At 34.9% G+C, this 21,200-nt stretch carries 16 protein-coding genes; 13 read left to right on the forward strand and 3 right to left on the reverse strand.

What is annotated here, in order from left to right; genetic code table 11:
- Positions 1–224 precede the first annotated feature (224 nt).
- On the reverse strand, positions 225–398 hold the full coding sequence (locus ACUN26_RS08410; protein WP_001142745.1) for a hypothetical protein: 174 nt from the start codon (positions 396–398) through the stop codon (positions 225–227).
- Between the two features lie 371 nt (positions 399–769).
- Here ACUN26_RS08410 and ACUN26_RS08415 point away from each other — a divergent pair, with 371 nt between their 5' ends.
- Positions 770–1,069, forward strand: coding sequence for an ArsR/SmtB family transcription factor (locus ACUN26_RS08415; RefSeq protein ID WP_000214792.1), 300 nt, complete (start codon positions 770–772; stop codon positions 1,067–1,069).
- Between the two features lie 179 nt (positions 1,070–1,248).
- On the opposite strand, the gene ACUN26_RS08420 is transcribed toward ACUN26_RS08415, so the two are convergent.
- Positions 1,249–1,434, reverse strand: a complete 186-nt coding sequence (locus ACUN26_RS08420) for a YkvS family protein (RefSeq protein ID WP_000646787.1) — start codon at positions 1,432–1,434, stop codon at positions 1,249–1,251.
- A gap of 649 nt (positions 1,435–2,083) precedes the next feature.
- On the opposite strand from ACUN26_RS08420, the gene ACUN26_RS08425 reads away from it, so the two are divergent.
- The 11 genes from ACUN26_RS08425 (at position 2,084) to ACUN26_RS08475 (ending at position 19,912) form a co-directional block, all read left to right on the forward strand.
- On the forward strand, positions 2,084–2,401 hold the full coding sequence (locus ACUN26_RS08425; RefSeq protein WP_000627296.1) for a hypothetical protein: 318 nt from the start codon (positions 2,084–2,086) through the stop codon (positions 2,399–2,401).
- Positions 2,402–3,197: 796 nt separating this feature from the next.
- The gene (locus tag ACUN26_RS08430; protein WP_000750115.1) at positions 3,198–4,400 is read left to right on the forward strand and encodes an L-lactate MFS transporter; all 1,203 of its coding nucleotides are present in this window, start codon (positions 3,198–3,200) and stop codon (positions 4,398–4,400) included.
- Between the two features lie 716 nt (positions 4,401–5,116).
- The gene (gene dhbA, locus ACUN26_RS08435) at positions 5,117–5,902 is read left to right on the forward strand and encodes a 2,3-dihydro-2,3-dihydroxybenzoate dehydrogenase (RefSeq protein WP_000991102.1); all 786 of its coding nucleotides are present in this window, start codon (positions 5,117–5,119) and stop codon (positions 5,900–5,902) included.
- Positions 5,903–5,928: 26 nt separating this feature from the next.
- Complete coding sequence (dhbC, locus tag ACUN26_RS08440) at positions 5,929–7,125, forward strand: isochorismate synthase DhbC (RefSeq protein WP_001004384.1); 1,197 nt, start codon at positions 5,929–5,931, stop codon at positions 7,123–7,125.
- Positions 7,126–7,137: 12 nt separating this feature from the next.
- Complete coding sequence (locus ACUN26_RS08445) at positions 7,138–8,754, forward strand: (2,3-dihydroxybenzoyl)adenylate synthase (protein ID WP_000955337.1); 1,617 nt, start codon at positions 7,138–7,140, stop codon at positions 8,752–8,754.
- 24 nt (positions 8,755–8,778) lie between these two features.
- Positions 8,779–9,672 (forward strand): isochorismatase family protein, encoded by an 894-nt coding sequence (locus ACUN26_RS08450; RefSeq protein ID WP_001007271.1) that lies wholly within the window; start codon positions 8,779–8,781, stop codon positions 9,670–9,672.
- Between the two features lie 33 nt (positions 9,673–9,705).
- On the forward strand, positions 9,706–16,863 hold the full coding sequence (locus ACUN26_RS08455; RefSeq protein WP_001133900.1) for an amino acid adenylation domain-containing protein: 7,158 nt from the start codon (positions 9,706–9,708) through the stop codon (positions 16,861–16,863).
- The gene (locus ACUN26_RS08460) at positions 16,860–17,084 is read left to right on the forward strand and encodes an MbtH family protein (protein WP_000184074.1); all 225 of its coding nucleotides are present in this window, start codon (positions 16,860–16,862) and stop codon (positions 17,082–17,084) included. The genes ACUN26_RS08455 and ACUN26_RS08460 overlap by 4 nt, the downstream gene beginning before the upstream one ends.
- Positions 17,084–18,526: an MDR family MFS transporter gene (locus ACUN26_RS08465; RefSeq protein WP_000865164.1), complete on the forward strand. Its 1,443-nt coding sequence runs from the start codon at positions 17,084–17,086 to the stop codon at positions 18,524–18,526. The genes ACUN26_RS08460 and ACUN26_RS08465 overlap by 1 nt, the downstream gene beginning before the upstream one ends.
- A gap of 58 nt (positions 18,527–18,584) precedes the next feature.
- Entirely contained in the window at positions 18,585–19,334 is a 750-nt protein-coding gene (gene sfp, locus ACUN26_RS08470; protein WP_000573008.1) for a 4'-phosphopantetheinyl transferase Sfp, read from the forward strand.
- A 35-nt stretch (positions 19,335–19,369) separates the two neighbouring features.
- The gene (locus ACUN26_RS08475; protein WP_000959152.1) at positions 19,370–19,912 is read left to right on the forward strand and encodes a hypothetical protein; all 543 of its coding nucleotides are present in this window, start codon (positions 19,370–19,372) and stop codon (positions 19,910–19,912) included.
- Positions 19,913–19,955: 43 nt separating this feature from the next.
- Here the strand turns inward: ACUN26_RS08475 and ACUN26_RS08480 are convergent, their stop codons facing one another.
- Positions 19,956–20,228: an HU family DNA-binding protein gene (locus tag ACUN26_RS08480; RefSeq protein WP_001043908.1), complete on the reverse strand. Its 273-nt coding sequence runs from the start codon at positions 20,226–20,228 to the stop codon at positions 19,956–19,958.
- A gap of 204 nt (positions 20,229–20,432) precedes the next feature.
- Here ACUN26_RS08480 and ACUN26_RS08485 point away from each other — a divergent pair, with 204 nt between their 5' ends.
- Positions 20,433–21,200: a DUF3891 family protein gene (locus tag ACUN26_RS08485; RefSeq protein ID WP_000577310.1), complete on the forward strand. Its 768-nt coding sequence runs from the start codon at positions 20,433–20,435 to the stop codon at positions 21,198–21,200.

Raw genomic sequence — 21,200 nt, forward strand, 5'->3', positions numbered from 1 at the left:
TTCATGCTAAAAGATTTAATCACGCTTTTCTCGAATTGTTTCATAAATTTATTATGTAAGTAATAGTTTATATTTTAAAATGTTTTATTTACATTTAAATTTAAATAAAAGTATGTAAGCTGGTTCTAATCGTTATTAAATGTAGAACTTATGAAAAATCAAAGGCCGTCTCTTTTTTTAGAGACGGCCTTTGTATGTTTGTTATTCAAAATTTGATAACTCACCTATGAATTATCAGAAGAAGGCGGTGTATTTTCCAAACGATTATAAGCTTTAAAAGCTACGATTGCCGATATAACACCACCTACTAAAAATAGAGTTGATCCACCAACTAAAATGATACGACTGACATATGTCTCACGTGCTTCTTCAATTTCTTCTTGTAACATTGTAGGCATATGAAATCCTCCTTTGCCAAATTGTTTTGTAAATAGTATATACAAACGCCTAAAATGTGTTAAGATTACTGGATAGTTTTATGCGGAAGATACAAAATGCATAAAACTATCCAGCACGTAGTAGGATGCAAGTCATTAAATAAATCTTCATCATAAATTTATGCTAACTTCACATAGAGCACATATTAACATTGTATTATGTATATGTACCAAATAAATAAATGAATAAATAAAAAAAGTGAATAATTGTAAGTTCTATTTTTGAAAATTTGAGATCCTATTATTTCTATATAAAGGTCTTGAGCGGGAGTATTGAATTTTGTAGAAATGGATCTTAATAAAAAGGAATTCATATAAAAGGGGAATGTCTTATGACAACATATACGAGTGAAATGAAAAAAAGTGTAGTTTCAGAAGAGGATGTAGATATTTTAAAAATTATGGCGCATCCAATCCGATTACAAATTGTAAATGAATTAAGTACTAGAAAAACTTGTAATGTAACACAATTAACAGAATTGTTGAATATTCCACAATCGACTGTTTCGCAACATTTATCAAAAATGAAAGGTAAAGTGTTACGAGCTGAGCGAAAGGGTTTAGAAATTTATTATCACATTAATAATTTAAAAGCGAGTAAGATTGTTAATGTTTTAGGATATATAAACTAATGAAGTATTATGATATAAAATAGCCTCTGCTGGTGAGCAGAGGCTATTTTGTGTTGTTTTATCCCGCATTAACGGGCAATGAAACTTCCACCTCAAAATTTAGCTTGAGCAAAGAAATTAGGATGGGAGATAAACTGCCCGTTAATGCCCGATTGGTGAGGGTTGATTAAAGTTTTACTTTATGTATTTGCATTTAAAATTTTATAGTTTTTATGATTTACTATCGTTCGATCAAATTCAAAAGTACCACCGCTTACATCTGTAATTTCAACTAAGACCGATTCAGTATATAGTTTTAGTACAGACCCTGTAATCTTTAAATTATTTCGTTGAAAAAGTATAGTATCCCCTACGTTTGCTTTCATAGTACCTCCTTATAAAAGACAGAAATATTTGTTTATTACATATATTAAACCACGGATAGTTATATTAGTGAATATTTAGTTTTGTTTATCAATGAAAAATTTTTTATTTAATAAAAAAGTATAGAGTGCTCCTATGGTAAAAGTTATATTTTGTTTAAGGTTATTATATGCAAAGTAAAATTTTTCAGAATTGGCGAACCAATATTTCTATGTAAATTATGTAGCTAAACAAATTAATCAAAAGAGAGATAATATGTAGCTCTAAACGTAAAGTAGATCAGCAAAGTTTTATAGGGAAGGCAGCATTGTTTTTAGGAGTACAGTAAGTGATTTCTTCAATAAGTATAAATAAGCGTTTCTCAAAAGTAATAGTATTCAGGTGAATATAGTATAAGGAATGAAAAGAAATGGAGTTATGATCTGTATAAATCTGACTAAAAATATAGAAAAACTCAAATATAAAAAGGTATTCAATTAAAAATGGAGAAGTAATATATATGAAAGGAGAGATTCATATGAGTAAAGGGAAAAAGAAAGTTAAGCAAACTAGTTTTCTGGTGAATTTTTTGAACGGCAAGGGGAGTCTCGTGAAATTTTAATAGTATTATAGTTATCCCCTTGTGAAAAAATTGGTTGGGGGAATATATAAATGATAACAGAAATGAATATTAAAGTAGTTTGTGAGGAACAGTTTTCAAATAGAGAAATAAAAATTTTAGAGACGTTTCTTTCAACTCTATCGGGGCATTCTAACGCTTTCGTTACAAAAGAGGGGATGTTTTTAAATCCTTTAAGTAAAGAGAAGAGTGTGGTCTATTATCACAATTTTGTATTTGTAAAATCACTTACAGAAGAAAAGTGTGCAGAATTAAAAGAAGTTTTAACAAGACGTATTAAAAACGCTTTCGTTATGATGGAATTTGTAGAGCCAATCGTTACATTTGAAGAAACAATTATAAACGTATAAAGAAAATCAGCCTTATGAATTGACCTAATAAAACCTTCTCTTTACTAAATAGTAAAGAGAAGGTTTTATTACAGCCCAGTTTAATTTACGAAAATACAACAACTCAATTCAAATAGTACGTGTATTAACAAAGGCTGACAATGATTTCATTTGTGTTCTACTATTTAAAGTTCAATTCAAAGATGGTTGTCAAACAGATATTCATATAGGCCGAATTTTTGAAAGTAAAGTTTTTAATAAGATAGGTATAGATGAGAAGTCATTCTGAGATTAAAGAGGACACTATAGGATTGTAACCATTACACTTTTAATGTAATGGTTTTTTTCATGCAAACAACCAGAAACTTCGAAAAGAAGTTATATATATTCGTATCCAATTAAGTAGGGAACCTTTTGTTTGCATAAGGTAATCAAAATTTGACTGGAGCAAAGAAATTAGGTGGGAGTCGGGCTGCCCGTAAACATTTGATTGGTGTGGCCTAATAATCAATGAGAGGTGAATAAAATCCTACAGATTAAAGTTTCACTAAATGAAAAAGATTTCAAAAACACTTGTAAGCCGTACTTATATAACACAATACGAACAGCCGCTACGTATTTAATAAGTAGTTCTTTGTATTTCACCCTTCGTTTTCTGTAACTGATTTCATATTTTTGACGCTTTGTATTGTAAGTGCTTACATAAGCGGAAACATCTTATACAATGAAGTTGTCAAATCAAAGAGGTGGACAAAATGAACATAAAAAAATCAAATGTAGCGAATAGCATTGAAATAGAAGGAGGAGGCGGGATAATATGAAAAAATCAACTGTTAATCCATGGCTTGTTGTCCTTGGTACAGTCATAGTACAAATGGGGCTTGGAACGATATATACTTGGAGCTTGTTCAATCAGCCTTTAGTTAGTAAATTTGGTTGGAGTCTGAATGCTGTTGCTATAACTTTCTCGATTACAAGCCTTTCTTTAGCGTTTTCAACATTGTTTGCGAGTAAATTGCAAGAAAAATGGGGACTTCGTAAACTCATTATGATAGCTGGACTAGCATTAGGACTAGGATTAATACTTAGTTCACAAGCTTCCTCATTAATATTGCTTTATGTATTAGCAGGAGTTGTCGTAGGGTATGCAGATGGTACAGCATATATCACTTCACTATCGAATTTAATTAAGTGGTTTCCAGAGCGTAAAGGTTTAATTGCTGGTATATCTGTCTCTGCATATGGTTCAGGTAGCCTAATCTTTAAATACATAAACGCACAGTTGATTGAATCAGTTGGTGTATCACAAGCGTTTATATACTGGGGTTTAATTGTTACAGCTATGATTGTGATTGGCGCTTGTTTAATCCATCAAGCTGCTGATCAAGGGGCAGTTCATGAAACAAAAACGAAGGAATATACAACGAAAGAAATGCTAGGTACAAAACAAGTATACTTATTATTTATTATGTTATTTACATCATGTATGAGTGGCTTATACTTAATTGGCATGGTAAAAGACATCGGTGTTCAACTTGTAGGGCTTAGCGCAACAACAGCAGCTAATGCAGTGGCTATGGTTGCAATCTTCAATACATTAGGTCGTATTATTCTAGGACCGTTATCAGATAAAATCGGCCGTTTAAAAATCGTTACTGGTACTTTTGTTGCTATGGCGACTTCAGTCTTGGTCCTAAGTTTCGTAGATTTAAATTATGGTATCTACTTCGTCTGTGTAGCAAGTGTAGCGTTTTGCTTTGGCGGAAATATCACTATTTTCCCAGCTATTGTTGGTGATTTCTTCGGCATGAAAAATCATAGTAAAAACTACGGAATTGTGTATCAAGGATTCGGGTTTGGAGCGCTTGCAGGTTCCTTTATCGGTGCAATTCTAGGTGGATTTAAACCAACTTTCATGGTGATCGGCGTATTATGTGTCGTGTCATTTATTATCGCAATTTTAATTCAAGCACCTAATAAGAAAAAAGAAAAAGAAGAAGAATATCGCAGTGTAGCGTAACGATTTAAACCTTCTATGGCACTACGATAAGAAAAAGCACTCTATGAAATAGGGTGCTTTTTTCTATATGAACTTTTTTAAATTATTTTTCCCTACCAAGTCCTTGTAATCGACGTAATGATACGAATAAAAGCGCGAGTAAAACATCAATTTGGATTATATTAGGATTTTATTAAGGGATGCATAATATAGGAAAATCTAAATAAATCTTAGATTATACATAGAATATTTATTGAGAAATGAAAGATGTAAAATAAAATATTTTCAGAAAAATGTTGAGAAAAGAAAAAATGAATTTTTGGTAAAGCATTGTAGGCGAAGAAATCTACAAGTTATCTTTTTGAATTTCAAAAAGATGATAAGGAATTATGGATTTATTTTGTATCCTTTATTACAGCCCGTAAAACCCCCAATGAATAAAGTTGCACTTTATTTAAAGTACTTTTTAATGCTTATAGATGTAGACTTACATAGAAACATAAAAAATATTTTGTCTGAAAAATAAAAAAAGATTGACAAGATTATTGAGAAACATTATCATTTCGATGTAAGAGCAGTAAATGAAAAACATTATCAATTAATTGCATTTTAATGAAAAGTACACTTGACCAATTAGTTTAGTAAGTGTATTATTTTTTACATTACCAATGATAATGAAAATCGTTATCATTTAATTTGTTTCATTAGATTAATTTTTATATGAAAGGATAGAGGAAATGAACGCAGGGGAATTTGATGGAAAAACCGTTTTCGTAACAGGTGCAGCGCAAGGTATAGGTAGTGTTGTAGCAAAAATGTTTTTAGAAAGAGGGGCTACAGTTATTGCGGTTGATCAAAATGAAGAAGGGTTAAATGTGTTATTAAATCATGATGCATCATATGAAACGCGTATGAAGACATTTCATTTAGATGTGAGTGATAGCAATGCTGTTGAAGAGGTAGTAAACCGAATTGAAAATGACATAGCGCCTATAGATATATTAGTAAATGTCGCAGGAGTTTTACGAATGGGAGCGATTAACTCTTTAAGTGATGAAGATTGGCATAAAACATTCTCTGTAAATACTACAGGAGTTTTCTATATATCTCGATCGGTAAGTAAACGTATGATGGTAAGAAAATCAGGGGCAATTGTTACAGTTGGCTCAAATGCAGCAAATACTCCGAGAATGGAAATGGCTGCGTATGCTGCATCAAAAGCTGCAACGACAATGTTCATGAAATGTTTAGGATTAGAGCTTGCATCATACAATATTCGCTGCAACTTAGTTTCTCCTGGTTCTACTGAAACTGAAATGCAAAGGTTACTATGGGCTGATGAGAATGGAGCTAAAAATATAATTGCTGGTTCCCAAAATACATACAGACTCGGTATACCATTACAAAAAATTGCACAACCTTCAGAAATTGCTGAAGCAGTATTGTTTTTAGCTTCTGATAAAGCGAGTCATATTACAATGCACAATTTATGTGTCGATGGCGGAGCTACATTAGGAGTTTAATAAAAAATTCAGGAGGTTTTCATACTATGAATGAACTTACAGCCGTAAAGGAACTGTCAGAAAAATTATTAGAAGATTATAAGACTGAATCTTCGTTCTTTTTCGCTTCACCAACTCGAACGATATTGACAGAAGGAGAGGTTACTACAGTAAAACATCATGAAATTGAAAGTTTTCCAGAACTTGTACAAGCGGTATTAAGTAATGCAAAACAATCCGGAAATCCGAATCCTATCGTTGTTGGTGCTTTGCCTTTTGATCGTAGAAAAGAAGTTCAACTTATTGTACCGGAATATTGCAGAATTACTGAGTGTTTACAGTTGGAGACAACAAATGAGATAAAACCAAATGAGAAACTGACATTTGAAATGACACCGGTTCCAGCTTCTGAAACTTATATGAATGGTGTGAAGCAAGGGATTGAAAAAATTCAGGATGGAGATTTAAAGAAAATCGTTCTATCTAGATCGTTAGATGTTAAATCTTCAGAGAAGATTGATAAACAAAAACTACTTCGCGAATTAGCAGAGCATAATAAGCACGGTTATACATTTGCTGTGAATTTACCGAAAGATGAAAAAGAGAACAATAAGACATTAATTGGAGCAAGCCCTGAATTGCTTGTTTCACGTAGTGGTATGCAAGTCGTTTCTAATCCATTAGCTGGTTCAAGACCAAGAAGTGACGATCCAGCTGAAGATAAAAGAAGAGCAGAGGAATTACTCTCTTCACCAAAAGATTTACATGAACATGCGGTAGTAGTTGAAGCGGTTGCTGCTGCGCTTCGTCCGTATTGTCATACATTGCATGTGCCAGAAAAACCATCAGTTATTCATAGTGAAGCAATGTGGCATTTGTCTACCGAAGTGAAAGGTGAACTTAAGAATCCAAATACTTCTTCTTTACAATTAGCAATTGCTCTCCATCCTACGCCAGCAGTTTGCGGAACTCCAATGGAAGCAGCAAGAGAGGCTATTCAAAAAATTGAGCCATTTGACCGTGAATTCTTTACAGGAATGTTAGGGTGGAGCGATCTAAATGGAGATGGCGAATGGATTGTTACAATTCGTTGTGCGGAAGTGCAAGAGAATACACTTCGTTTATATGCAGGAGCTGGAGTTGTTGCTGAGTCAAAACCAGAAGATGAGCTAGCAGAAACATCAGCTAAGTTCCAAACAATGCTGAAGGCTTTAGGGTTAAGAGATAATTCGTTGAATGAATAGGGGGAAGAAAGAATGTTAACAGGTTATACGGAATGGCCAAAAGAATTCGTCGATCGTTACCGAGAAGAAGGGTGTTGGCTTGGTGAAACATTTGGCCGAGTGTTAAGAGAGCGTGCTGAAAAATATGGAGATCAGATTGCAGTTGTAAGCGGTAATAAGCATATAACGTATAGTGAACTTGATAAAAAGGTAGATCGCTTAGCTTCAGGTTTACTGAATGTAGGAATAAAGAAAGAAGACCGAGTTGTAATCCAGTTACCTAATATTATAGAGTTTTTCGAAATATGTTTTGCACTATTTCGAATTGGAGCGCTTCCTGTTTTTGCGCTACCTTCACATCGAAGCAGTGAAATTAGTTATTTTTGTGAGTTTGGCGAGGCGAGCGCTTACGTTATTTCAGATAAGGCTCTCGGTTTTGATTATCGAAAACTAGCAAGAGAAGTGAAAGAGAAAGTGCAAACTTTACAACATGTAATTGTAGTGGGAGAAGAAGAAGAGTTTGTGAACATAAATGATCTGTATATGGATCCCGTCTCATTACCAGAAGTTCAGCCAAGTGATGTTGCGTTTCTTCAATTATCAGGAGGGACAACAGGACTTTCTAAATTAATTCCTAGAACACATGATGACTATATTTATAGTTTACGTGTTAGTGCTGAAATTTGTAATTTAAATGCAGAAAGTGTCTATATGGCCGTTCTTCCAGTAGCACACAATTACCCGATGAGTTCTCCAGGAACATTTGGAACTTTCTATGCGGGTGGAAAGGTAGTGTTGGCAACTGGAGGGAGTCCAGACGAGGCATTTGCTCTTATAGAAAAAGAAAAAGTGACGATTACAGCGCTCGTTCCACCATTAGCAATGATTTGGCTTGATGCTGCATCTTCCCGTAATAACGATTTATCGAGCTTGCAAGTGATTCAAGTAGGTGGTGCGAAATTTAGTGCCGAAGTTGCGAAGCGTATTCGTCCTACATTTGGATGTACGTTACAGCAAGTGTTTGGTATGGCAGAAGGGCTAGTAAATTACACAAGATTAAATGATCCGGAAGAAATCATTATTCATACACAAGGTAGACCGATGTCTACATCCGATGAAGTAAAGGTTGTTGATGAAAATGATAACGATGTAAAACCGGGTGAAGTAGGTAGTTTATTAACACGAGGTCCATATACAATTCGTGGTTATTATAAAGCGGAAGAGCATAATGCACGATCATTTACAAAGGATGGATTTTATCGCACAGGTGATCTTGTAAAAGTAAATGAACAAGGTTACATCATTGTAGAAGGAAGAGATAAAGATCAAATTAATCGTGGTGGTGAGAAAGTTGCTGCGGAAGAGGTTGAAAATCATCTATTAGCACATGATGCAGTACATGATGTAGCAATTGTATCTATGCCTGACGATTATTTAGGTGAACGCACCTGTGCTTTTGTTATAGCTCGCGGACAAGTTCCAACTGTAAGTGAATTAAAAATGTTTTTAAGAGAACGTGGTATAGCGGCTTATAAAATTCCAGATCGAATTGAATTTATTGAATCATTCCCGCAAACAGGAGTCGGAAAAGTCAGCAAAAAAGAACTACGTAAAGTCATTGCTGAAAAACTTATTACAGTAAAACAATAATAAAAACCGGAAGGAAGTGATTAGATGGCTATCCCATCTATTTCAGTATATAAAATGCCAATTGAATCAGAACTACCAAAAAATAAAGTGAATTGGACACCAGACCCGAAACGTGCAGTACTTTTAATTCATGACATGCAAGAATATTTTCTTGATGCATATAGCGATAAAGAATCACCAAAAGTAGAACTTATTTCAAATATTAAAATGATAAGAGAAAAATGTAAACAACTTGGTATACCAGTTGTTTATACAGCGCAACCTGGTGGACAAACGTTAGAACAAAGAGGTTTATTACAAGACTTTTGGGGTGACGGTATTCCTGCTGGACCAGATAAAAAGAAAATTGTTGATGAACTTACTCCTGATGAGGAGGATATATTCCTAACAAAATGGAGATATAGTGCATTTAAAAAGACAAATCTATTAGAAATTTTAAATGAACAAGGAAGAAATCAACTCATTATTTGCGGTATTTATGCGCATATTGGATGCCTTTTAACAGCTTGTGAAGCATTTATGGATGGTATAGAGCCGTTCTTTGTAGCAGATGCAGTTGCTGATTTTTCACTAGAGCATCATAAACAAGCATTGGAGTATGCATCTAATAGATGCGCAGTAACGACATCAACAAACCTATTGTTAAAAGATTTACAAAGTGTAAAAGGTGATGAGAGTGAAGGAATCACTATACAGGAAGTACATGAACTAGTTGCACAACTACTTCGTGAGCCAGTAGAGAGTATTGATATTGATGAGGACTTATTAAATAGAGGGCTTGATTCGGTCAGAATTATGAGTTTAGTAGAGAAGTGGCGTCGTGAAGGGAAAGAAATCACGTTTGCAGATTTAGCAGAACGTCCAACTGTTGCAGGTTGGTACAGCTTACTATCTTCACAAACAGCACAGGTGCTGTAACAAATAGACTACATAATAAAGGGGTAGTAAAGAATGCCTAACAGTCAAAAGATTCGTCATTCGTTATCATCTGCGCAGTCTGGTATGTGGTTTGCGCAACAATTAGATCCGCTTAATCCGATATATAATACTGGGGAATATGTAGAAATAAACGGGAATATTCATCAAGACATTTTTGAATTAGCTGTACGTAAAGTTGTAATGGAAGCAGAAGCACTTCATGTTCGCTTCGAAGAGGATGAAATTGGCCCATGGCAAGTTATTGAAGAATCACAGTTTCATATGCATTTTATTGACGTTCGTAAAGAAGAAAATCCTGAAGAAGCTGCTAAAGTATGGATGAAAAATGATTTATCTATGCCAGTCGATTTGAAAAAAGATACTTTATTTACTGAAGCACTTATTCAAGTTGAAAATAATCGTTTCTTTTGGTATCAGCGCATCCATCACATTGTGATGGATGGCTATGGATTTTCACTTCTTAGCCAAAAGGTAGCGAATGAGTATACATCACTTATAGAAGAAACAAACAAGAATGAAAAGCCATTTGGTTCTCTTGCAAAAGTTGTGCAAGAAGATATTGAGTATCGTGAGTCTAAACAATTTCAGGAAGATCGTACTTTTTGGTTAGAAAAATTTGCGGATGAACCAGAAGTTGTAAGTTTGGCAGAACGAGCACCGAGAACATCAAATGGATTTTCACGAGAAACAGCTTATTTATCTAGTTCTAGCACGAAAACTTTACTAGAAGAAATCAATATTTCGTTAACAAGTTGGCCGGAATTCATTGTCGCTGTAACAAGTATTTATATGCATAAATTAACAGGTGAAAATGATATTGTTTTAGGTTTACCAATGATGGGACGTCTAGGTTCTGTATCTATTCATACACCTAGTATGGTAATGAATTTAGTTCCACTTCGTATTACAGTAACTCCAAATATAACTCTTGCGGAATTATTGCAACAAGTTTCTAAAGAAATCCGAGATGTACGTCGCCATCATAAATACCGTCATGAGGAATTAAGAAGAGACTTAAAGTTACTAGGTGAAAATCAAAGGTTGTTTGGACCGTTAGTGAATGTTATGCCATTTGATTACGGGCTTAATTTTGCTGGGAAGCGTGGTATTACGCATAACTTATCAGCAGGACCTGTCGATGATTTATCGATAAATGTATATAAACGTTTTGATCAAAAGGAGTTAATGATTCATTTTGATGCGAATCCCGAAGTATATAATGGCGCGGAGCTAGCATTGCATAAAGAAAGATTTATGAATCTATTTGAATTAGTAATAAATAATTATGAGAAAAACGAGTCTATTGGAAAAATAAACATTACTCTGCCTGAAGAAAACCATAAAGTTTTATTGGAATGGAATGAAACGAAGGAAGATGATGAGTTAATCAGTCTACCTATATCATTTGAAAAACAAGTGCAAAAAAATCCAAATAAACTAGCGATTACTTGTGACGGTGTAAACCTTACGTATAAAGAGCTAAATGAACGAGCGAATGAACTAGCACATTATTTAGTAGAAGAAGGCATACGACCAAACCAGTTTGTAGCTTTAGTATTCCCTAGATCAATAGAAATGGTAGTTAGTATGCTAGCGGTCTTAAAGGCTGGTGCAGCATATTTACCAATAGATCCAGAATACCCAGCAGAAAGAGTTAATTATATAGTAAATGATGCAAAACTAGTTTGTATCATAACACATTCATCTGTTTCATCTAAGTTAGTTATAGAAAATGATATGAAAAAAATTGTATTAGATGAAGAAGAAACGAAACTAGCGTTACATACATATTCTCGTATGAATATAGCATGTAAGAATGATGTATCACTTTTAAACCCAGCCTATACAATATATACTTCAGGCTCAACAGGAAACCCAAAAGGTGTAATTGTTCCTATGAGAGGTTTAAGTAACTTTTTAATGGCTATGCAACAAAAGTTTTCATTAAATGAAAATGATCATTTATTAGCAGTTACAACTTTTGCGTTTGATATTTCTGCTCTAGAAATTTATTTACCTCTTATTAGTGGCGCAAGTTTAACAATTGCGCAAAAAGAAGACATACAAGAGCCATCAGCATTAACGACACTTTTACAAGAAGAAAGAGTGACCATTATGCAGGCTACACCGACGCTTTGGCAGGCGTTAGTAACTGATTATCCAGAAAAGCTACAAGGGCTAAACATACTTGTTGGTGGTGAAGCTCTTCCAGCGTATTTAGCAAATAAATTAAAAGAATTAGGTTGCTCAATAACTAATTTATATGGACCAACTGAAACGACGATTTGGTCTACTTTCATGAACATTGATGAAAGTGAAAAGGGTATACCACCTATTGGAAAGCCAATTTGCAATACAGAAGTGTATGTATTGGATGCAGGATTACAACCTGTTCCACCTGAAGTTATCGGTGAATTATATATTGCAGGAGAAGGAATCGCAAGCGGATATTTAGGAAAACCTGCGTTAACGGCTGAACGATTTGTTGCAAATCCATATGGAGAACCAGGGAAGCTTATGTACCGCACAGGTGATCTTGTGAAATGGCGTAACGACGGTGTGCTAGAGTACATGAGTCGCGCAGATCATCAAATAAAAATTCGTGGTTTCCGAATTGAATTAGCTGAAATTGAAACGGTATTACAACGACATGAAAATATTCAACAAGCGGTAGTGATGGTACGAGAAGATCGTCCAAATGATAAACGCATCATTGCGTATATCGTTGCAGAAGAAAAGGAACCGATTAATCTTTCAGAAATTCGTTCTTATGTTTCAGAAAGTTTAGCGAATTATATGATACCATCGGCATTTGTTGTGCTAGAAGAATTACCATTAACGCCAAATGGTAAGGTTGACAGAAAGAAATTACCTGCTCCTGATTTTAATGGAATGAACAATGAGAGAGTTGCTAGAAATCCGAAAGAAGAAATATTATGTGATTTATTTGCAGAAGTACTTGGTGTTTCTCGAATTAACATTGATGATAATTTCTTTGAAATGGGTGGACATTCACTTCTCGCATCTCGTTTAATGGCAAGAATTCGTGAAACGTTAAGTGTGGAATTAGGAATCGGGAAACTATTTGAATCACCAACTGTTGCCGAACTGGCGAAACAATTAAACCATGCAAAAAGTGCAAGACCAGCTATTCAGAAAGCAAGTAGGCCAAATGAAGTTCCACTTTCATTTGCACAGCGCAGGTTATGGTTCTTAAATTGTTTAGAAGGTCCAAGTCCTACTTATAATATTCCGCTAGTCATTCGTATGAATGGAATATTGAATCGGCAAGCATTACAAGGTGCTTTTTATGATGTAGTTGAGAAACATGAAACACTTAGAACAATTTTCCCTAACGTATTAGGTAGTTCCTATCAGAAAATTTTAGATATGGAAAACTTAAATCTAGAAATGGTTATAACTAATACATGTAAAGATGAATTAGAAAGTGTACTTTCAGAGGCGGTAAGATATAGCTTTAACCTCGATTTTGAGCCGGCAGTTCGTTTGCAACTTTTTACAGTGAGTGAAAACGAACATGTATTATTAATTCTATTACATCATATTGTAGGTGATGGCTGGTCATTACAGCCGTTAACGAGAGATTTTACAGCGGCGTATAAAGCACGATGTCAAGGTGACAGAGTTCAGCTGGAGACACTACCAGTTCAATACGCAGATTATGCACTTTGGCAACAGCAATTGCTAGGTGATGAAACGACACCAGAAAGTCTTATTTCAACACAATTAGATTTTTGGAAAGAAGAACTTAAAGGTTTACCAGACCAAATGGAGTTGCCTACAGATTACCAGCGTCCGGTGGAAACGAGTTATCGCGGGGAAACAATTCATTTTCATATAGATGAAGGTATGCATAGTAGGTTAGTAGAGCTTGGTCGTAAAAATGGGGTTAGTTTGTTTATGGTATTGCAAGCAGGACTTAGTGCACTATTTACAAGATTAGGTGCAGGCACTGATATACCAATTGGAAGTCCGATTGCTGGAAGAAATGATGATGTACTTTCAGATATTGTTGGTTTATTTGTAAATACATTAGTGTTACGTACAAATACGTCAGGAGATCCAAGTTTTAAAGAATTATTAAATAGAGTGAAGCAGGTAAATCTTGCAGCTTATGAAAATCAAGATGTTCCATTTGAAAGGCTTGTTGAAGTGTTAAATCCAGTACGTACTCGAAACAGCCACCCGTTGTTTCAAGTTATGTTGGCTTTTCAAAATACACCAGAAGCAACGTTTAATGCACCAGATTTAGAAGCGAGCCTTGAAATTCAAAGCGTTGGTTCTGCAAAATTTGATTTAACATTTGAAATTAGTGAGAGTAACGAGGTTGATGGTACTCCGAACGGTTTACATGGATTACTAGAGTTTAGTACCGATTTATATAAACGTGAAACGGTTCAAAAACTAATAGAACGATTCATTTTGTTATTAGATGATGCAGCTACAAATCCGAATCAATCAATTGGCAGATTAGAAATATTAACTGTAGCAGAGAAAAATACAGTATTAGAAAAGTGGAATGGTGGTTTTCAAATTGCACCAGAAATGACATTGCCACAATTGTTTGAAAAGCAGGCTCATATAAATCCAAATTCTATAGCTGTTGTCTTTGAAGATAAGAAATTAACTTATGAAAAGTTAAATAGAAAAGCAAATAAAATAGCTCGATTCCTAATAGCAAAAGGGGTTGGTCCTGATCAACTCGTTGCTTTAGCGATGCCAAGATCATTAAACATGGTTGTAAGCTTACTTGCTGTTCTTAAAGCAGGTGCCGGATACCTTCCGTTAGATCCAGATTATCCGTCAGATCGTATTTCATTTATGCTACACGATGCGAAACCATCATGTGTATTAACAAATTCAAGTGTAGAAATTGAATGTGATGAGTCACTAAAGATTTTAGTTGATGATGTGAACGTAATGGAAGAAATTGAGAAATATAGTGAAGAAAATATTGATGAAATGGAGTGCCTGAAGCCGTTAGCTCCTTCACATATTGCTTACGTTATTTATACGTCAGGCTCAACAGGTAGACCGAAAGGAGTTATGATACCTCATCAAAATGTAGTAAGACTTTTAGGAGCAACCGATCATTGGTTCCAATTTGACGCAGACGATGTGTGGACGATGTTCCATTCATACGCTTTTGATTTCTCGGTTTGGGAAATTTGGGGACCTTTATTATATGGAGGGCGTTTAGTTGTAGTACCACATACTGTAAGTCGCTCGCCGAAAGAATTTTTACAGCTTCTTGTTAAGGAAAAGGTTACTGTTTTAAACCAAACTCCATCAGCGTTCTATCAATTGATGCAAGCAGATCGTGAAAATGAAGAGGTTGGTCAAAAACTATCTTTACGATATGTTGTTTTTGGTGGAGAAGCACTTGAACTAAGTCGATTAGAAGATTGGTATAGTCGTCATCCTCATAACGCACCGAAACTTATTAATATGTACGGTATAACGGAGACGACGGTACATGTTAGTTATATTGAGTTAGATGAGAGTATCGTTTCTTTACGAGCAAATAGTTTAATCGGGTGCAGTATACCAGATCTTAAAGTATACGTATTAGATAACTATTTACAACCAGTGCCGCCAGGAGTAGTTGGAGAAATGTATGTTGCAGGTGCTGGACTAGCTCGTGGATATTTAGGAAGAGCAGGATTAACGGCTGAACGTTTTATCGCAGATCCATTTGGTAAACCTGGTACAAGAATGTATCGCACAGGAGACTTAGCGCGCTGGCGTCAAGATGGGACGTTAGATTATATAGGACGTGCAGATCATCAAATTAAAATTCGTGGATTCCGAATTGAATTAGGGGAAATAGAAGCGGTCATAATGAAACACGATAAAGTTGAACAAGTGGCCGTTATTGTCCGGGAGGATCAACCAGGGGATAAACGATTAGTTGCTTATATCGTCGCATCAAATAATGAAACGATTGATACGAATGAAATGCGTCAGCATGCTAGTGGTAGTTTACCAGATTATATGGTTCCATACGCTTTTGTAGTAGTAAATGAGTTACCTTTAACTCCAAACGGTAAATTAGATAGAAAGGCATTGCCAGCTCCAGAGTTTATTGCATCATCATCTAGCCGCGGACCGAGAACACCGCAAGAAGAAATGTTATGTGACTTGTTTACAGAAGTTTTAAGTGTGTCTCAAATTGGAATTGATGATGGATTCTTTGATCTTGGTGGTCATTCACTTCTTGCAGTGCAGCTTATGAGTCGTATGAAAGAGGCACTTGGCGTTGAACTGAATATTGGAACTTTATTTGCAGCACCTACTGTTGCGGGGCTTGCTGAAAGGCTTGAGATTGGGAATGGTCAAAGTGCACTTGATGTATTGCTTCCATTACGAGCAAGCGGGGATCAATTACCACTATTTTGTGTACATCCAGCAGGTGGATTAAGTTGGTGCTATGCAGGACTTATGAAATCTTTAGGAACAGATTATCCAATCTATGGTGTACAAGCACGTGGTATCGCTGAAAATGAAGAACTTCCAAAAAGTTTAGAGGAGATGGCGGCGGATTACTTGAAACATGTTCGTGAAATACAGCCTCATGGACCATATCGTTTATTAGGTTGGTCGCTTGGAGGAAATGTTGTGCATGCAATGGCGGCGCAACTACAAAATGAAGGAGAAGAAGTAGAATTACTCGTTATGCTTGATTCTTATCCTGGACACTTCTTACCGAATACGGAAGCGCCTACTGAAGAGGAAGCGTTAATCGCATTACTTGCTTTAGGCGGATATGACCCAGACAACATGGATGGTAAACCACTTACAATGGAAAGTGCAGTTGAAATCCTTCGTAAAGATGGAAGTGCATTAGCAAGTCTTGAAGAAGAGACTATATTGAACTTGAAAGAAACATATGTAAATTCAGTAGGGTTGTTAGGGAAATATGTACCGAAAGTTTATAACGGGGATATTTTATTCTTTAGGTCTACTGTTATACCAGACTGGTTTGATCCTATTTCTCCAAATACATGGCTAAATTATTTAGATGGAGATATCGTGCAACATGATATTGATTGTAGACATAAAGATTTATGTCAGCCAGGGCCGCTTACAGAAATTGGGCAAGTACTAGCGAAATATTTACAGAATAAGAAAGGGGTAAATAGAGTATGACGAATCCATTTGAAAATGATAATTACACATATAAAGTATTAATGAATGAGGAGGGCCAGTATTCTCTCTGGCCTGCCTTTCTCGATGTACCAATTGGATGGAATGTCGTACATGAAGAAGCTAGCAGACAAGTTTGCTTAGAATGCGTTGAAGTAAACTGGAATGATTTAGAGCCAAAAAAAAATCAAATTAGCGAAAAAATATTAGTAGGAAAACAATAATGAAAGTAAAAATAAATCCAAAAGTAGTTATAAGCATCGTGTATATAACAGCGATGTTTATGGCTGCGATGGATGCAACAATTGTGAATGTAGCATTGCAAACGATAAGCAAAGAACTGCAAGTACCCCCATCTGCAATGGGGACAGTAAATGTTGGGTATTTAGTTAGCTTAGCTGTTTTTCTTCCGATTTCCGGTTGGTTAGGCGATCGTTTTGGTACGAAAAGAGTATTTTTAACTGCCCTTTTCGTTTTTACAATTGCATCTGCATTATGTGGAATTGCGAATGATATTACTTCATTAAATATTTTTCGTATCATTCAAGGTGCAGGTGGCGGACTTTTAACACCGGTCGGGATGGCGATGTTATTCCGAACATTTTCACCAGAGGAAAGACCAAAAATTTCTCGATTTATTGTACTGCCAATTGCTGTTGCACCAGCGATTGGACCAATTATTGGTGGTTTCTTTGTAGATCAAATGTCTTGGCGCTGGGCATTTTATATTAATTTGCCGTTTGGTATTATTGCGTTGCTATTTGGACTTCTATTTTTAGCAGAGCATATTGAAAAATCAGCTGGTCGTTTTGATTCTCTCGGTTTTGTTCTTTCAGCACCAGGTTTTGCGATGCTCATCTATGCACTCAGTCAAGGGCCGTCAAAAGGATGGATTTCTCCAGAAATAATAAGTACTGGGATAGCTGGGATTGTATTCATTTCACTGTTTATAATAGTAGAATTGAAAGTAAAGCAACCGATGTTAGATTTACGCTTATTAAAAGAACCCGTTTTTAGAAAAATGAGTCTCATATCCTTGTTTTCATCTGCTGGTTTACTTGGAATGCTATTTGTTTTTCCGCTTATGTATCAAAATGTAATCGGAGTTTCTGCGCTGGAATCAGGTCTTACGACATTCCCAGAGGCGATTGGATTAATGATTTCTTCGCAAATTGTACCATGGACGTATAAGAAATTAGGTGCTCGAAAGGTAATCTCTATTGGACTAATAAGTACCGCGGTTATATTTGTATTATTAAGTTTTGTAAATCATGATACGAATCCATGGCAAATACGGGCATTATTGTTTGGCATAGGTATTTTCTTAGGGCAGTCTGTCGGTGCAGTTCAATTTTCTGCTTTTAACAATATCACACCATCTTCTATGGGTAGAGCAACTACTATATTCAATGTGCAAAACCGATTAGGATCTGCAATAGGAGTTGCTGTTTTAGCTAGTATACTGTCTGGTTTTGGAAGTAATAACGTACAGAATAACGCACAATCAGATTTCTTGCCATATCAAGCGGCATTAATTGGATCAGCACTATTTTTACTTATAGCATTACTATTTTCTTTACGTATTTCTGATAAAGAGGTAATGTCAAAGAAGAAAGAAAAAATGTTATCCGTATCACAAAAAGAGAAAGAACTCGTCAATGAATAGCAATATATGTATGCTACTTTAATTGAAATTGATATTAGTAGTAAAAAGGAGATTTTACATGATAGAAAGTAAAGTTGTAGATTCTATACCAACTTTGAATGAGAATGATTGTCAAATATGGTGGGCAAGAATTTCAGATTTACAATCATGGCATTACAATTTACTAAATGATGTAGAGCAAGAGAAAGCAAATTCATATCATCATTCGGCAGATCGTGCACGTTTTATAATAGGTTGCGTAATTAGTAGGTTAGTTCTTGGAAAGATACTTTCTATGTCGCCAGTTCAAGTGCCGATTGATCGATTGTGCCCAGTATGTAAGTTACAACATGGTAGGCCGCAATTACCAGAAGGTATGCCACAATTATCAGTTTCACATTCGGGTGAGTGGGTTGTCGTTGCATTTACAAAATCTGCATCTGTCGGTGTTGATGTTGAACAAATGAATCCAAATGTAGATGTGATGAAAATGGCAGAGGGCGTATTAACAGATATTGAAATAGCACAAGTTATGAAATTACCTAATGAACAGCGATTAGAAGGATTTTTAACGTATTGGACTCGAAAAGAAGCTGTGCTGAAAGCGACAGGTGAAGGACTATTGATTCCACCAGTTGAAATTACTGTATCAGCTCCAAATGATCCTCCTAAATTGTTGGTTTTTAGGGATAGACAAGAGTTAGCAGAAAATACAAGGATGGAAGATGTAAGGCCTAGTTTAGATTATATGGCTTCCATTGCAATATTTAGTAAAGAAGTAACTGAAATTACGCAGTTAGACGCGGTAGCGCTCTTAAATTATAAATAAGTTTAATAAAATATTTTATAGAAGAGGTGTTCCACATGTTAGTGGCGGAAAGTAGAACAAATGAATTCACTTATAATGTACAAGCAATTAAAAATATTTTATTTTCTGGAGATACATCATCTATTCTTGCTTTAGAAAAGCTTTTGAATGATACAGTTCAATTTGATGTTCTAGAACAAGAGGTAATAGATAGGCAGTACATTCCGAAAGAAGCAAAAAATTTCTTTGATAAAAACGGAACATTTCTTTATCGTGTATCTAATGTTAGTTATAATGGTAAGGTGTTATCTGAAAATCTAATTTTTGCGGATACTTCTTTTTTACCGGATACAATAAAAAGTGAATTAGAAAGTGGAACTATTCCTGTTGAAAACCTGATAGAAAAAATGGAAGTAAGAAGAAACGTATTATATGAAGGATATCAGCCATCTGGAAATATTATCGAATTGTTTGATGGATGTTCAGTTGCGGCGAATGTGTATCCAACTAGAAAATATCAAATTGTAAGTAACTACAAATGTGTATTTTATATTTGTGAAGTGTATCATGCAGAAAATATAAAGGACTTGCTTAAATAAGAAATAAACAAGAAACCAGCCTATAAAATGGCTGGTTTCTTGTTTATTTAACAGCTTCTTTTAATTCTTTACCTGCTTTAAATGCTGGAACTTTACCAGCCGCAATTTGAATTTCTTCCCCAGTTTGTGGGTTACGCCCTGTACGAGCAGATCTTTCACGCACTTCAAACGTTCCAAAACCGATTAATTGAACTTTATCGCCAGATTGTAATGCGTTAGCAATTGTGTCAAATACGGATTGTACAGCTGCAGAAGCATCCTTTTGAGAAATATCAGCTGTTTGTGCCACATTTTTAATTAATTCTGTTTTATTCATGTTTTCACCTCATAAAAATTTTTTTAGAATGAATGTTTTAGTATAATGGATAGTAAAGATAAAGCTAGTTTTATGGTTGGAAAGAATACTATATAGTTATGTTAATTTCGTTGCAAGAGACTGAATCCCTGCTAATAATTGGGGATTAATTAAGAATTGATGCATACAAAAAGCAATAGTATGAGGATGAGGGGGAATATACGTATGATTTTTCGTGAAAAGAGTGAGAAAGAGAGTATATTAATTCGTCAACATGATCATGGTTTTTTGGCTGGAGAGATTGCTAGGCATATAAAAGAATGTTTTTTTGAAGATACAACATACTTAAAAGAGACAATTGATGCAATATATGAACATGATAGAGGATGGATAGAACTTGATAAAGTACCAATTTTGAATGATGCTAAAAATATTCCGTATACATTTATGGATTGTCCAAGCCCATTACGTTTTGTTTTTTATACGATTGGTTTGAATGAAATTGAAGATTCTAATCCATACGGGGCATTACTGTGTAGTAAACACTTTTTATCATTCCCATTAAATGAGGAAGATGAAGAGATGCTTTCTTTTTATAAACATGAATTAGAACGACAAAAAAGAATTTTGAAAACGTTAACAAAGGAACAGTTTGCGATGTTCGATAAACATTATAGATTATTAAAGTTTTGTGATGAACTTTCTTTATACGTATGTATGAATAAGCCTGGTGTCAAAAAGAAAGATGAAGTTGATTTATTTAAAGATGGTTTTGAAGGAACAGAAATGTTTAATAGTAAAGAGGAGAAACTTATTCAAGCTGAATGGGTGGACGAGGAAACAATTCGGATTACACCATTTCCATTTCAAACGGAATTTTATACGTATGTAAAATATAAAACGATAAATAAACATGAAATTGAAGAAAAAGGGATTGTAAAAGCTGATAGAGAATCGGAAATGAAGGAGCAAAACATTCGTTTTATACAATAA

It is taken from the genome of Bacillus sp. WC2503 (assembly GCF_052682895.1).